The organism is Streptomyces sp. NBC_01198 (assembly GCF_036010485.1).
Classification (GTDB): domain Bacteria; phylum Actinomycetota; class Actinomycetes; order Streptomycetales; family Streptomycetaceae; genus Actinacidiphila.
In genome coordinates this window covers 2,187,875-2,202,026 of the sequence record NZ_CP108568.1, presented here as the reverse complement: position 1 = coordinate 2,202,026, position 14,152 = coordinate 2,187,875, and the positions used below count along the sequence as shown (strand labels likewise).

Annotated in this window: 10 protein-coding genes; 7 read left to right on the top strand and 3 right to left on the bottom strand. The window is 73.9% G+C overall.

The window, feature by feature from the left end:
- Window positions 1-22 precede the first annotated feature (22 nt).
- The 3 genes from OG702_RS09755 to OG702_RS09745 all read left to right on the top strand — a co-directional run bounded on the left by OG702_RS09755 (window position 23) and on the right by OG702_RS09745 (window position 3,633).
- Window positions 23-1,420 (top strand): NAD(P)/FAD-dependent oxidoreductase, encoded by a 1,398-nt coding sequence (locus tag OG702_RS09755; protein ID WP_327288458.1) that lies wholly within the window; start codon window positions 23-25, stop codon window positions 1,418-1,420.
- Between the two features lie 136 nt (window positions 1,421-1,556).
- A complete protein-coding gene (locus tag OG702_RS09750; RefSeq protein WP_327288456.1) occupies window positions 1,557-2,006 on the top strand; it encodes a hypothetical protein in 450 nt (149 codons plus the stop codon).
- A gap of 118 nt (window positions 2,007-2,124) precedes the next feature.
- On the top strand, window positions 2,125-3,633 hold the full coding sequence (locus OG702_RS09745; protein ID WP_327288455.1) for a CoA-acylating methylmalonate-semialdehyde dehydrogenase: 1,509 nt from the start codon (window positions 2,125-2,127) through the stop codon (window positions 3,631-3,633).
- Here OG702_RS09745 and OG702_RS09740 read toward each other — a convergent pair.
- A complete protein-coding gene (locus OG702_RS09740) occupies window positions 3,592-4,284 on the bottom strand; it encodes a phosphatase PAP2 family protein (protein WP_327288454.1) in 693 nt (230 codons plus the stop codon). The genes OG702_RS09745 and OG702_RS09740 overlap by 42 nt on opposite strands.
- A gap of 362 nt (window positions 4,285-4,646) precedes the next feature.
- Entirely contained in the window at window positions 4,647-5,978 is a 1,332-nt protein-coding gene (gabT, locus tag OG702_RS09735) for a 4-aminobutyrate--2-oxoglutarate transaminase (protein ID WP_327288453.1), read from the bottom strand.
- Between the two features lie 245 nt (window positions 5,979-6,223).
- Here gabT and OG702_RS09730 point away from each other — a divergent pair, with 245 nt between their 5' ends.
- The gene (locus OG702_RS09730) at window positions 6,224-8,356 is read left to right on the top strand and encodes an ATP-binding protein (protein WP_442814358.1); all 2,133 of its coding nucleotides are present in this window, start codon (window positions 6,224-6,226) and stop codon (window positions 8,354-8,356) included.
- Window positions 8,357-8,443: 87 nt separating this feature from the next.
- Window positions 8,444-9,994, top strand: coding sequence for a PucR family transcriptional regulator (locus OG702_RS09725; RefSeq protein ID WP_327288451.1), 1,551 nt, complete (start codon window positions 8,444-8,446; stop codon window positions 9,992-9,994).
- A 15-nt stretch (window positions 9,995-10,009) separates the two neighbouring features.
- On the opposite strand, the gene OG702_RS09720 is transcribed toward OG702_RS09725, so the two are convergent.
- Complete coding sequence (locus OG702_RS09720; protein ID WP_327288450.1) at window positions 10,010-10,426, bottom strand: CU044_2847 family protein; 417 nt, start codon at window positions 10,424-10,426, stop codon at window positions 10,010-10,012.
- Window positions 10,427-10,634: 208 nt separating this feature from the next.
- On the opposite strand from OG702_RS09720, the gene OG702_RS09715 reads away from it, so the two are divergent.
- Both OG702_RS09715 and OG702_RS09710 read left to right on the top strand, forming a co-directional pair.
- Entirely contained in the window at window positions 10,635-12,089 is a 1,455-nt protein-coding gene (locus OG702_RS09715; protein ID WP_327288449.1) for an aldehyde dehydrogenase family protein, read from the top strand.
- 132 nt (window positions 12,090-12,221) lie between these two features.
- Window positions 12,222-14,141 (top strand): acyl-CoA dehydrogenase family protein, encoded by a 1,920-nt coding sequence (locus OG702_RS09710; RefSeq protein WP_327288448.1) that lies wholly within the window; start codon window positions 12,222-12,224, stop codon window positions 14,139-14,141.
- Window positions 14,142-14,152 lie beyond the last annotated feature (11 nt).

Genomic DNA, 14,152 nt, shown 5'->3' with positions numbered 1-14,152 from the left:
CGCACGTCCCACCGGAGGAGCCATGGACCCGGCCACCCGCTCGCTCGCCGGCGCCGAGCAGACCCCGTACTGGCTGGATGACCCCGCCAGACCGGCCGCGCGGACCGCGCTGACCGGCGAGGAGGACTGCGACCTTTTGGTGGTCGGCGGCGGCTACACCGGGCTGTGGACCGCACTGCTGGCCAAGGAGCGCGACCCCGGCGGCGACGTGGTGCTCGTCGAGGGGACCAGGGTCGGCTGGGCCGCCTCGGGGCGCAACGGCGGCTTCTGCGCCGCCAGCCTCACCCACGGCCTGCTGAACGGGCTGGCCCGCTGGCCGGCGGAGTTCGCCGCGCTCCAGTCGCTCGGCGACCGCAACCTCGACGCCATCGAGGCCGCGGTCGCCCGCTACGGCATCGACTGCGACTTCGAGCGCACCGGCGAGATCGACGTGGCCACCGAGGAGTATCAGTACGCCGAACTGCGCGAAGCCGCCGCACTCGCCGCGCGGAACGGGGTGGAGCTCGAGGTGCTCGACCGCGACCAGGTCCGCGCCGAGGTCGACTCGCCCACCTTCCACGGCGGCCTGTACGACCGGCGCGGGGTCGCCATGGTCAACCCCGCCCGGCTGGTCTGGGGCCTGCAACGCGCCGCCGAGGCCGCGGGAGTTCGGATCTACGAGCGCACCCCGGCCACCGCCATGGTCAGGCACCGCGCCGGCATGGCGGTGCGCACCCCTTACGGCCGGGTGCTGGCCCACCGGGTCGCGCTCGGCACCAACGCCTTCCCCTCCCTGGTCCGCCGGGCCCGCCGCTACACCGTCCCCGTCTACGACTACGCCCTGGTCACCGAACCACTCACCGCCGAGCAGCGGCGGGCCGTCGGCTGGCGCGGACGGCAGGGCCTCGGCGACAGCGCCAACCGCTTCCACTACTTCCGGCTCACCGCCGACCAGCGCATCCTGTGGGGCGGCTACGACGCGGTATACCCGCGCGGCGGCAGGATGAGCGCCGACCACGACCACCGCCCGGCGACATACCAGACCCTGGCCCGGCACTTCTTCAGCTGTTTCCCGCAGCTCGAAGGCCTGGACTTCAGCCACGCCTGGGGCGGCGCCATCGACACCAGCACCCGCTTCGCCGCCTTCTTCGGCACCGCCGGCTCCGGCCGGGTCGGCTACGCGGCCGGCTACACCGGGCTGGGGGTGGGCGCCAGCCGGTTCGGCGCCGAGGTGGTGCTCGACCTGCTGGCCGGCGCCGACACCGAGCGCACCCGGCTGGGCATGGTGCGCAGGAAGCCGCTGCCCTTCCCGCCGGAACCGCTGGCCTCCGCCGGTATCGGCCTGACCCAGTGGTCGCTGGCCCGCGCCGACCGCTCCGAGGGCCGGCGCAATCTGTGGCTGCGCGCCATGGACCGGGCCGGGCTCGGTTTCGACAGCTGACCGGACGGGGGGCGCACGCGCCGGCGCCGTACGAGCCGTCTCACTACCGGTGGGTCGCGGAACCCGCGTAATAACCGCCCGGTTGCCCGCTCTGCCCGGTGACAGCAGATGTCACCGGGCAGAGGGAGGGGCCGCAATGGGCAGCGCCGGAGGGAAGAGTGCGGTCGAATGGCTGGCGTCGGTGGCGTACGACCCGGAAGGCGTCCGCGAGGAGTGGGAGTGCAATCCGCTCGGGGTGGCGCTGCTGCCGGCCGGGCGGAAGTGGGACGTGCTGATCCTCGGCAGCGCCCTCGGCTACCCGACGCTGGACGTCCTGACCCGGCTGGCGGACCGGCCGGGCCCGGTGCTCGCCGACTTCGGCGACGCGCGGATCGGCTTCTTCGTCCCCCCGGGCACCGCCGCCCGCTGGCTCGGCACCGGCGTGCGCGCGGTGGGGCGCGGCACCTGGATCGTGGTGCCCTACCCCGGCCGGCCCACCGGCGGCGTGCGCTGGCTGGTACCGCCGGACGGCACCGGCCACCTCACCGACCCGGTGCTGCTCGAACTGGCCATGCACGAGGCCGCGGCCCAACTGGCCGGGGGTTAGCTCATGTTGGGCACATCCCGGCTGGCCGGGTGCGGCGGGTCCGCCGCGGGCCGCGTGGTGCTTGTGGCCCGCGCCCGGCGTGGTGACACTGGCCAGACGACGACGGAAGGGTCATCCCGTGACGAGCCCCCAGCACATCACCCACTGGATCGCCGGCCGCCCCTGGACCGGCACCGCGGAGCGGCGCGGCGACGTCTACGACCCCGCCACCGGCGCGGTGAGCGGCCAGGTCGACCTCGCCGGCGTCGAGGTCGTCGACCAGGCGGTCGCCGCCGCGCTCGACGCCTTCGGCCAGTGGCGGCACGCCTCGGTCGCCAAGCGGGCCTCGGTGCTCTTCGCCTTCCGCGAGCTGCTCAACGCCCGCCGCGAGGAGCTGGCCGCGATCATCGTCTCCGAGCACGGCAAGGTGCAGTCCGACGCTCTCGGCGAGATCGCCCGCGGCCTGGAGGTCGTCGAATACGCCTGCGGCATCCCGCAGCTGCTCAAGGGCGGCTACACCGAGCAGGCCTCCAGCGGCATCGACGTCTACTCGCTGCGCCAGCCGCTCGGCCCGGTCGCGGTGATCTCCCCGTTCAACTTCCCCGCGATGGTCCCGATGTGGTTCTTCCCGCTCGCCATCGCCGCCGGCAACACCGTGGTCGTCAAACCGTCCGAGAAGGACCCCTCGGCCGCGAACCTCCTGGCCGCCCTGTGGCGCGAGGCCGGCCTGCCCGACGGCGTCTTCAACGTCGTCCACGGCGACAAGCCCGCCGTGGACCGGCTGCTGGAGCACCCCGACATCAAGGCGGTCTCCTTCGTCGGCTCCACCCCGATCGCCCGCTACGTCTACGAGACCGCCACGCGCCACGGCAAGCGCGTCCAGGCCCTCGGCGGCGCCAAGAACCACATGCTGGTGCTGCCCGACGCCGACCTCGACCTGGCCGCCGACGCCGCCGTCAACGCCGGCTTCGGCGCCGCGGGGGAGCGCTGCATGGCGGTGTCGGTGCTGGTCGCGGTGGACCCGGTCGGCGACGACCTGGTCGAGCGGATCAAGCAGCGCATCGCCGGCCTCACCGTCGGCCCCGGCTCTGCCCCCGACTCCCAGATGGGCCCGCTGGTCACCGGCGTGCACCGCGACAAGGTCAGCTCCTACCTGGACTCCGGCGTCGCCGACGGCGCCGAACTGGCCGTCGACGGCCGCAAGCACCCGCTGTCCGAGGGCGCCGCCGACAGCGGCTTCTGGCTCGGCCCGACGCTGTTCGACCAGGTGCGCCCCGGCATGTCCGTCTACGACGACGAGATCTTCGGCCCGGTGCTCTCCGTGGTGCGCGTGCCGTCCTATGACGAGGGACTCGCCCTGATCAACGCCAACCCCTACGGCAACGGCACCGCGCTGTTCACCAACGACGGCGGCGCCGCCCGCCGCTTCCAGCACGAGGTCGAGGTCGGCATGGTCGGCATCAACGTGCCCATCCCGGTGCCGGTCGCCTACTACTCCTTCGGCGGCTGGAAATCCTCGCTCTTCGGCGACACGCACGCCTACGGCGAGGACGGCGTGAAGTTCTTCACCCGCGGCAAGGCCGTCACCCAGCGCTGGCTCGACCCCTCACACCACGGAATCAACCTCGGCTTCCCCACCAACAGCTGACCCGCCGCGAGCCCCGGCGGCCGGGGCCCGCCGCGCCGGCACCCCCGCCGCCGCGACCACCGACAGCAGCGCCACCGCCAGGCACCAGCTGGCCGCCACGTCCAGCGGCCAGTGGTAGCCGTCCCACACCAGTGCCGCGCCCACCGCCGCGACCAGCAGCACCGCCAACGCCGCCAGCGGCCAGCGCAGCACCCTGAGCCGGACGAAGGGCAGCACCAGCAGTGCCGCCGCGCCGATCGCGACCGCCGAGGTCGCGGTGTGGCCGGAAGGGAAGAAGCCCGCGTAGCCGTTCGGCCCCAGGTGCACCTTGCCGGGGGCCGGACGGGCCACCGCCGACTTCACCGCGCCCACCACCAGCGGCACCGCCGCCATGGCCAGGGCCGCCGCCAGCGGCGGCAGCCACCACAGCGGCCGCCTCACCAGGCGGCCGTGCACCGCCGCGTAGAGCACCGCGGCCAGCAGCAGCGGCACCGCGACCTGCACGTTGCCGACGTCGGAAAGCACCTGCGCCGGGTCGTCGAGCCCCGGATGCGCCGCCGAGGAGCGCTGGAACCAGCCGAGCACCGACCAGTCCCGGTCCACCAGCGGCCCGCCGTCCGACACCTGCCGGGTGATCAGCACGAAGAGGGCGAGGCCGGCGCAGAAGGCCACGGCGAGCGCGGCGAGCGTCCAGAGCGCAGAACGCCGCCCCGGAACAGGGGGGATAGTTCCGGGGCGGCCATGTCGATCGCCGTACCGCCCGTCCCGGGGGGTGTGGGACGAACGGCGGGCCGATCGGCGAGGTGTGCCGGGGCCACCATCGGACCCGGCGGTTTCGTGCGCGAGGGCACTGCCGTACCGGTGATGGGGAATCACCGGTGCGTTGTCACTCGTCGCCGACTCCGTCGGAGCCGGCCGCGAGCGGGGTGTTCTGGTGAAACCGTACGTCACCTCGCGGGGCCCGGGGCCCCCGATCACCCGTCCGCCATCAGGCCCCCACACGTTCTTCACGAGCCCCGCCTTCCCCTCACCGCTCACACCCCGGCGAAGGCCTCCTCGATGATGTCGAGGCCCTCGTTGAGCAGATCCTCCCCGATGACCAGTGGCGGCAGAAACCGAAGCACGTTGCCGTACGTCCCACAGGTGAGCACCACGAGGCCGTTTGCATGACACGCTTTGGCCACCGCGCTCGTCAGAGCAGGGTCGGGCTCCTTGGTCCCCGGCCGCACGAGCTCCACCGCGATCATCGCGCCGCGCCCGCGGACCTCGCCGATCGCCGGGTACTTCTCCTGCAGCGCCCGCAGCCGGGGCGTCATGATCTCGCCGATCCGCCGCGCCCTGGCGGGCAGGTCCAGTTCCTTCATCGTCTCGATGGCGCCCAGCGCCGCCGCGCACGCCACCGGGTTGCCGCCGTAGGTGCCGCCCAGGCCGCCCGAGTGGGCGGCGTCCATGATCTCGGCCCGGCCGGTGACCGCGGCCAGCGGCAGCCCGCCCGCGATGCCCTTCGCCGTGGTGATCAGGTCGGGCACCACGCCCTCGTCCTCGCACGCGAACCACTGCCCGGTCCGGCAGAAGCCGGTCTGGATCTCGTCGGCCACGAAGACGATGCCGTTGTCCCGGGCGAAGCGTGCCATCAGCGGCAGGAAGCCCTTCGCCGGCTCGATGAAGCCGCCCTCGCCGGCGATCGGCTCGATCACGATCGCGGCGACGTGCTCCGCGCCGATCTGCTTGGTGATGATCTCGACGGCCTGCGCGGCGGCCTCCTCGGCCGCGTGCTCCGGCCCGGTCAGCCACCGGTAGCCGTAAGCCAGCGGCACCCGGTAGACCTCGGGCGCGAAGGGGCCGAAGCCCTCCTTGTACGGCATGTTCTTCGCCGTCAGCGCCATCGTGAGGTTGGTGCGGCCGTGGTAGCCGTGGTCGAAGACCACCACCGCCGGGCGCTTGGTGTAGGCGCGGGCGATCTTCACCGCGTTCTCCACCGCCTCGGCGCCGGAGTTGAACAGCGCGGACTTCTTGGCGTGGTCGCCGGGGGTGAGCGCGTTGAGCTGCTCGGCGACCTCCACGTAGCCCTCGTAGGGCGTGATCATGAAGCAGGTGTGGGTGAAGTCCGCCAGCTGCTCGGTGGCCCTGCGCACCACGGCGGGCGCGCTGTTGCCCACCGACGTCACCGCGATGCCCGACCCGAAGTCGATCAGCCGGTTGCCGTCCACGTCCTCGACCACCCCGCCGCCGGCCCGCCGCACATACACCGGCAGCGTCACCCCGACCCCGTCCGCGACCGCCGCGGACTTCCTGGCCGACAACTCCACCGACTTCGGCCCCGGCACGGCGGTGACCAGCCTGCGCTCCTGCGGCAATTCGCTCATGACGGGCATTCTCCTCGAACTCTGCGACCCAGCTCGATCCAGACCTCCCCCGAGGCTAGGCCGCCCCACCCACCCCCGCATACGCCGAACGGTCACACTCCCCCCACCCTCTTCGCCGGAACGGCCAGTGCCCCCGGCACACCCCGCGGCCCGGGCGGGGCGGGCGGCCCCGCCAAGATCCTTTCTTTGGGTGTAGCGGCTCGACTACATTGTGCGCATCGGCGGCGACGAGGGGCAGACGCGCCATGGATGACAAGGGCACGCAACGCTATGGGTACGGGCGGGCCGGCACCGACCCGCCATCCGCGCCGCCCGGAGCCGGCAGTCCCGTGCCCCGCCCCACCGTGCCCCCGCCGATGCCCGCCAAGGCTCCGCCGGCCTCGGCTCTGGAGATCTGGCTGCGCACCCCGCGCGCGGCCGACGCACCCGGCATCTACGGCTTCGGGCACACCCCGCGCCCCAAGCCCGATCCGCACCGGCTGCCCGCCAGGCGGCTGCTGGGCGGCGCCGTGCTCAGCCTGCTGGTCGGGCTGCTCGTCTGGTCGATGTTCAGGGACGGCTACTTCACGTTCTGGATCTGGCCCGCGATATGGATCACGCCCGACCACTGGCGCAGCGGCAGCGGCGGGGACACCAACGCCTTCAACGCCGTCACCCGAATCTGGGCGTGGGTGTGCACCCTCGCGCTGGCCTGGATCTGCGCCCGGGTCGGCAACTGGGGCCAGGTATGGCGGCGCTTCGTGACACCGTCGCTGCGCAAGCTCGTGGACGAACCCGAGACACCGGCCGCCGCCGCGGAGACCGGTGTACCCGACCTGGTCGAGTGGCCGGAGCTGCGCGCGGCGCAGCGGCACGCCCTCGCCGACCGGCTCACCGCAGAGGTCCGCACCGGCCGGATGAACGACGTCGACTACACCCGTATCCGCCGCGCCTGGAGCGACGCGCTGGCCGACCCCGGGCGCCTGCACGCGTTCACCGACGGGGTGCTGCGCGAGGGTGGACAGGCCTGCGGCCACCCGTCGGGCGCACGGGACGTGCCCCACCGTGCCGCGCCGCACGACCTGCTGACCCGGCAGGTGCGGATCGGCCGTGGCGTCGAGGACGACCGCAACCCCTACCAGCACCGCGGGTCCGGCATCGCGCTCGATCCGACCCTGCTGGGCACCGGGCTCCTGGTCGTCGGGCCGTCCGGCTCCGGCAAGACCCGCCAGGTGGTCCGGCCGGTCACCGAAGCGCTGTGCCTGCAGGCGCTGGCCGGGCAGGCCGCCGTGGTCGTGGTGGGTGTGGACGGCGCCGACCTCGGCCCCGCCGACGCCTTCGACGTGGTCATCTCGCTCGCCGACCCGGCGTCTCGCTACGACCTGGACCTCTACGGCACCGACGACCCCGACGCGGCGGCGGGAACGCTCGCGGAGGCACTGATCGACCCGCATGGCGCCGGCAGCGGTGACGTACGCCGGGCCGCGAGCGCGCTGAGCCAGATCCTCGGTCCCTTCCTCACCGCCCGCGGCCGTTTCCCCGCCGTCTCCGAACTACGCGAACTGCTCGACGGCACCCCGCACGCCTTCGCCGGCCTGCGCGACGCGCTCGACGCGGCAGGCGCGCCTGCGATGGTGCGGGAGTTGAACGCCCGCGAGCGGCAGACCAGCCAGCGCGGCGACATCGGTCCGCTGCTCGCCGACCGTGTCTCGCTGCTCGACCGGTCGGCCTTCGCCGGCTTCTTCGACGTGACGGGCCGCACCCGCCCCTTCTCCATGCGCGCCCTGGAACATCCCGTGCGGGTCCGCATCGACCTGCCACGCCACGGCCACACGGAAGCCGCCAGGATCCTGGTCCGGCTGGTCCTCGCGCAGTTCACAGCGGCGGCCGTCGCACGGCGGGACCGCTCGCTCTTCGCCTGCCTGGTGCTGGACGACGCCGCTCACACCGTCACCCCGGAGTCGGTACGCGGCTTCGCCCGGCTGCGTTCGGCGAACGCCGGGGTGGTGATGGCCCTGCGGACACTCGACGACGTACCGGAGGAGCTGCGGACGGCGCTGCTCGGCGCGATGGGCTGCCGGATGGCGATGTCCGGGGTGACGACCTGGGACGGCAAGCGCTTCGCCGAGGCATGGGGGACGACCTGGGTGGAGACCAGGGACATCACCCGCAGCCCCGACCAGTCGGGCGGCCTGCCGCGGCGGCTGAGCCGCGGGGTGCGGAAGGTGTTCACCGGTGAAGCCGTCACCACCGAGTCGGTGACCGTCAGGGAGGTGGAGCGGGAGCGGTGGTCCGCTTCGGATCTGGCGCATGCGGTGCCCGCCGGGCACGCGGTCGTGTCGTTGACGGCGACGACGGGGGAGCACGCGCCGCCGATCCTGGTGGATCTGCGGGGGTGAGGGGGCGGGTGGACGGTGCGGCACAATTGAGGGGGGCGGCCACTCCCGGTCGGCCAAGAATCCAGTGATTGCCGGTATCTGGTCCGTATGCCGCTCACCCTCGCGACCCTCGTGCAGCACTCCGCGCTCAAGCTGACCGTCCTGGCAGGCAAGGACCGGCTGGATTCCGAGGTCCGCTGGGTGCACACCAGCGAGCTGGACGACCCCGGCCCGTATCTGGAGGGCGGCGAGCTGCTGCTGACCACCGGGCTGAAGCTGGAGGTCGGCGACCCGGAGGCGATGCGTGGCTACGTGCGGCGGCTGACGGCCGCCAAGGTGGTCGGGCTCGGCTTCGGCGTCGGGGTCGGGCACGACAGCGTGCCCGACGCGCTGGCGGCGGCGGCCGAGCAGGCGGGGCTGCCGCTGCTCGAAGTGCCGCGCAAGACCCCCTTCATCGCGATCAGCAAGACCGTCTCCGCGGCGCTGGCGGCCGAACGCTACCGCGCGGTGACCGCGGGCTTCGACGCCCAGCGCGAGCTGACCCGGGCCGCGCTCGCCCCGGACGGCACCGCCGCGCTGCTGGCCCGGCTGGCCGCCCACCTCGACGGCTGGGCCGCGCTCTACGACCCCTCCGGCGCGGTGGTGGCCGCCGCGCCGGACTGGGCGGGCCGCCGCGCCGCCCGGCTGGCCGGCGAGATCGACCGGCTGCGGGACATCCCCGGGCCGGCCGGCGCCGCCGTCGCGGGGCCGGCGGGCAGCGAGGACCGGGTCGAGATCCAGTCGCTGGGCACCGGGCGCCGCCCGCGCGGCTACCTGGCGGTCGGCACCGAGGAGCGCCTGGACACCTCGGCCCGCTACGTCGTGCACGCGGCCGTCGCCCTGCTGACGCTGTCGCTCGAACAGTCCCGCGCCCTGCAGGACGCGCACACCCGGCTGGCGGCCGCGCTGCTGCGAATGCTGCTCGCCGGTGAGGCCGGGCACGCCCGCAGCGTGGCGGGCACGCTCTACCGCAGCCTGCTCGACCACCCGGTGCGGGTGCTGATCGCCGAGCCATCGGACGCCCAGCGCGGCCCGGAGGCGCTGGCCCGGCTGGCGGAGCGCGTGGAGTCGGCCGCCGCCCGCTCGGGCGACCCGCTGCTGGCCATCCAGGAGGAGGCGCGGCTGATCGTGCTGGCCGCGCAGGACGCCACCGCGCTGGCGGCGGCGGCCGACCTCGCCGAGGCCGAGGACGCGCTCGCCGCCGGGCTGTCGGGGGCGGTACCGCCCGAGGAGGTGCCCGAGGCGCACCGGCAGGCCGAGCAGGCGCTGGCCGTCGCGCAGCGCAGGGGGCGCAACCTGGTCGAGCACGGCGAGGTCGGCGCCGGCTCGGTGGTGCCGCTGCTCGCCGACGACGCGGTGCGGGCCTTCGCCGAGGGCCTGCTGCGGCCGCTGCGCGAGCACGACGCGACCTCGCGCGGCGACCTGGCCACCTCGCTGCACGCCTGGCTGTCGCACCACGGCCAGTGGGACGCGGCGGCGGCCGACCTCGGGGTGCACCGGCACACCCTGCGCTACCGGATGCGCCGGGTCGAGGAGATCCTCGGGCGCTCGCTGGACGACCCGGACGTCCGGATGGAGCTGTGGCTTGCCCTCAAGACCGAGGCAGAAACCGGCGCCTGAGCTCCCGGGCGCGGGTCACGGCGGCGGCGTCGGACCGATGGCGGCGGCGGCCGCGGCGGCTCGGCGGGCGGCGAGGTCCCAGGACAGCCGGACGGTCAGCCCCGCCTCCGTGCCGGCCTCGGCGATGACACCGAGCAGCTGCCCGGACTTCACCGCGAGCTTGAGGCCGAACTCGACCTCGAAGGCGTCGGGGGAGCCGGCGGCGCCGCCCTCGGTGATGGTCTGCGCGGCCCAGCGGCCGACGCTGCGTACGGTGTCGCGGACGCCCTCCAGGGTCAGGGTGACGGCGGAGCCCATCGCGGCGGCCCGGGAGCGCACGCCGACGTCGTCGTAGCCGCCGGTCTCGTCGGGGTGCTGGAAGGGCACCTCGCCGACGATCTCCGCCTCCACCGTCGAGCCGTCGTCCAGTTCGATCGTGACCGTCTGCGCCATCGCCCGTCCCCTCCCCGTGCCGGGGCGCCAGGATAGGGCCGGCGGGTGCCGGCCGGGGCGGAATCCGGCGCATGCGACCCGTACGGTGGGCGCTGGCCATTCCGTAGCGCGCGGGCGTACGCGTACTCCGCCGTGGACAACCGGGCGGGCGGCCCGCGGTGCCTACGGTGGCAGCGAGCGAGACCCGCGACAGAAGGGCGGAACCACCGTGACGACCGCAGCTCCGTACGCGTTCTGGCTGGCAGGCCGCCAGGCCACCGGCGCGGACACCTTCGACGTGACGAGCCCCTGGGACGGCGCCCTGGTCGGCCGGGTGAGCGTGCCGGACGAGGCGCAGGTCGAGGAGGCCGTCGCGGCGGCGGCCGCGGCGCAGGCGGAGTTCTCCGCCACCCCGGCGCACGTGCGGGCGGCAGCGCTGGACCACGTATCGAAGCGGCTGGCCGAGCGGGCCGAGGAGATCGCCCTGCTGATCACCGCGGAGAACGGCAAGCCGCTGAAGTGGTCGCGCGGCGAGGTCGGCCGGGCGGTGTCGGTCTTCCGGTGGGCGGCCGAGGAGGCGCGCCGCTTCAACGCCGGCGAGGCGCAGCGGCTGGACACCGACCAGGGCGGGGTGGGGCGGCTCGCGCTGACCCGGCGCTTCGGGCGCGGTCCGGTGCTGGGGATCGCGCCCTTCAACTTCCCGCTGAATCTGGTGGCGCACAAGGTCGCCCCGGCCCTCGCCGTCGGCGCGCCGATCATCCTCAAGCCGGCGCCCGCGACCCCGCTGTCGGCGCTGCTGCTCGGCGAGCTCCTGGCGGAGGCCGAGGGGCTGCCGGCCGGGTCCTGGAGCGTCCTTCCGGTGCCCAACGACCGGATGCCGGCCCTGGTGCAGGACCCGCGGCTGCCGGTGATCTCCTTCACCGGCTCCGACACCGTCGGGTACGCCATCGCCGACTCGGTGCCGCGCAAGCACGTCACCCTGGAGCTGGGCGGCAACGCGGCGGCCGTGGTGCTCGCCGACTGGTCCTCGGACGCCGACCTGGAGTGGGCGGCGGGGCGGATCGCCACCTTCGCGAACTACCAGGGCGGCCAGTCCTGCATATCGGTGCAGCGGGTCATCGCGGACGCGGCCGTCTACGACACGCTGGCCGAGCGGATCGTCGCCAAGGTCCGCGAGCAGGTCACCGGCGACCCGGCGGACGGCGCCACCGACGTCGGCCCGCTGGTGAACGAGGCCGCGGCCGTCCGGGTCGGGCAGTGGGTGGACGACGCGGTGGCCAAGGGCGCCAAACTGCTGGCCGGCGGGACCCGCGACGGGGCCAGCTACGCCCCCACGGTGCTCGCCGAACTGCCCGCCGACGCGGTGCTCGCCACCGAGGAGGCCTTCGGCCCGGTCCTGTCACTGCATCGGGTCAACGGGCCCGCGGAGGCTTTCGCGGCCGTGAACGACTCCCGCTTCGGCCTGCAGGCTGGTGTCTTCACGCACGATCTGCAGCTGGCCTTCCGTGCCCACCGCGACCTGGAGGTCGGCGGCGTGGTCATCGGCGACGCCCCCTCCTACCGCGCCGACCAGATGCCCTACGGCGGCGTCAAGGACTCCGGCACCGGGCGTGAGGGTGTGAAGTACGCGATGGAGGACTACACCTACGAGAGAGTGCTGGTGCTCACCGGCCTCGACCTGTGACGGGCGACCGCCCGCCGCGGCGAGGGGCCGGCCACTGACGGCTTGACGGCTTGTCTGGTGGGGTCCGTGGAATTCGGGTAGTACGGACTGGTAGCACCGGTCGGTAACCGGCTACCCGGAGGTGACGCAACCGTGTCCGCACCCGTCGCAACACGCAAGGTCTCCGAACGCGAGGCACGCCAGGTGGCCGAGGCCGCCCGCGAGCAGGACTGGCACAGGCCGAGCTTCGCCAAGGAACTCTTCCTCGGCCGCTTCCGTCTGGACCTGATCCACCCCTATCCACTCCCGGCCCCCGAGGCCGCAGCCAGGGGCGAGGAGTTCCTCGCCCGGCTGCGGGAGTTCTGCGAGACCTCGATCGACGGCGCCAGGATCGACCGCGAGGCGCGCATCCCGGACGAGACGATCCTCGGCCTGAAGGAACTGGGCGCGCTCGGGATGAAGATCGACCCCGCCTACGGCGGGCTCGGCCTCACCCAGGTGTACTACAACAAGGCGCTGGCCATGGCCGGCACCGCGAGCCCCGCGGTCGGCGCGCTGCTGTCCGCGCACCAGTCGATCGGCGTGCCGCAGCCGGTGAAGATGTTCGGCACCCCCGAGCAGAAGCAGGCGTTCCTGCCGCGCTGCGCCACCACCGACATCAGCGCCTTCCTGCTCACCGAGCCCGACGTCGGGTCCGACCCCGCCCGGCTCGCCACCACCGCGGTCCCCGACGGGGACGACTACGTGCTGGACGGCGTGAAGCTGTGGACCACCAACGGCGTCGTCGCCGACCTGCTGGTCGTGATGGCCCGGGTGCCCGCCTCCGAGGGCCACAAGGGCGGCATCACCGCCTTTGTCGTGGAGGCCGCAGCCGAGGGCATCACCGTCGAGCACCGCAACGCCTTCATGGGCCTGCGCGGCATCGAGAACGGCGTGACCCGCTTCCACCAGGTGCGCGTCCCCGCCGCCAACCGCATCGGCCCCGAGGGCGCCGGCCTGAAGATCGCCCTGACCACCCTCAACACCGGCCGCCTGTCGCTGCCCGCGGGCTGCGTGGGCGCCGCCAAGTGGTGCCTGAAGATCGCCAGGGAGTGGTCGGCGGCCCGCGAGCAGTGGGGCAAGCCGATCGCCGCGCACGAGGCCGTCGGCTCCAAGATCGCCTACATCGCGGCCACCACCTTCGCCCTGGAGGCGGTGCTCGACCTGTCCTCGCAGATGGCCGACGAGGAGCGCAACGACATCCGGATCGAGGCCGCGCTCGCCAAGCTCTACGGCTCCGAGGCCGCCTGCCGGATCGCCGACGAGCTGGTGCAGATCCGCGGCGGCCGGGGCTTCGAGACCGCCGACTCGCTCGCCGCCCGCGGCGAGCGGGCGGTGCCCGCCGAGCAGATGCTGCGGGACCTGCGGATCAACCGGATCTTCGAGGGCTCCACCGAGATCATGCACCTGCTGATCGCCCGGGAGGCCGTCGACGCCCACCTGTCGGTGGCCGGCGACCTCATCGACCCGGACGCCTCGCTCGGCGACAAGGCCAGGGCCGGCGCCAAGGCCGGCGGCTTCTACGCCAAGTGGCTGCCCAAGCTGGTCGCGGGACCGGGCCAGCTGCCGAACTCCTACGCCGAGTTCGACGGCCTCGCCCCCCACCTGCGGTACGTCGAGCGCAGCGCGCGCAAGCTCGCCCGCAGCACCTTCTACGCCATGTCGCGCTGGCAGGGCCGGATGGAGACCAAGCAGAACTTCCTCGCCCGCGTGGTCGACATCGGCGCGGAGCTCTTCGCGATGAGCGCGGCCTGCGTGCGCGCCCAGCACCTCGGGGCCGGCGACCACGGCCCGGAGGCCCGGCAGCTGGCCGACGCCTTCTGCCGGCAGGCCCGGGTCAGGACCGACGAGCTCTTCGACCGGCTGTGGACCAACACCGACAGCGCCGACCGCGCCCTGACCAAGGCGGTGCTCGGCGGCGCCACCGAATGGCTCGAAGCGGGCATCGTCGACCCCAGCAGGGACGGACCGTGGATCGCCGAGGCAGAGCCGGGCCCGTCGAACACCGCCAACGTGCACCGACCCGTGCACTGAGCCCGACAGGG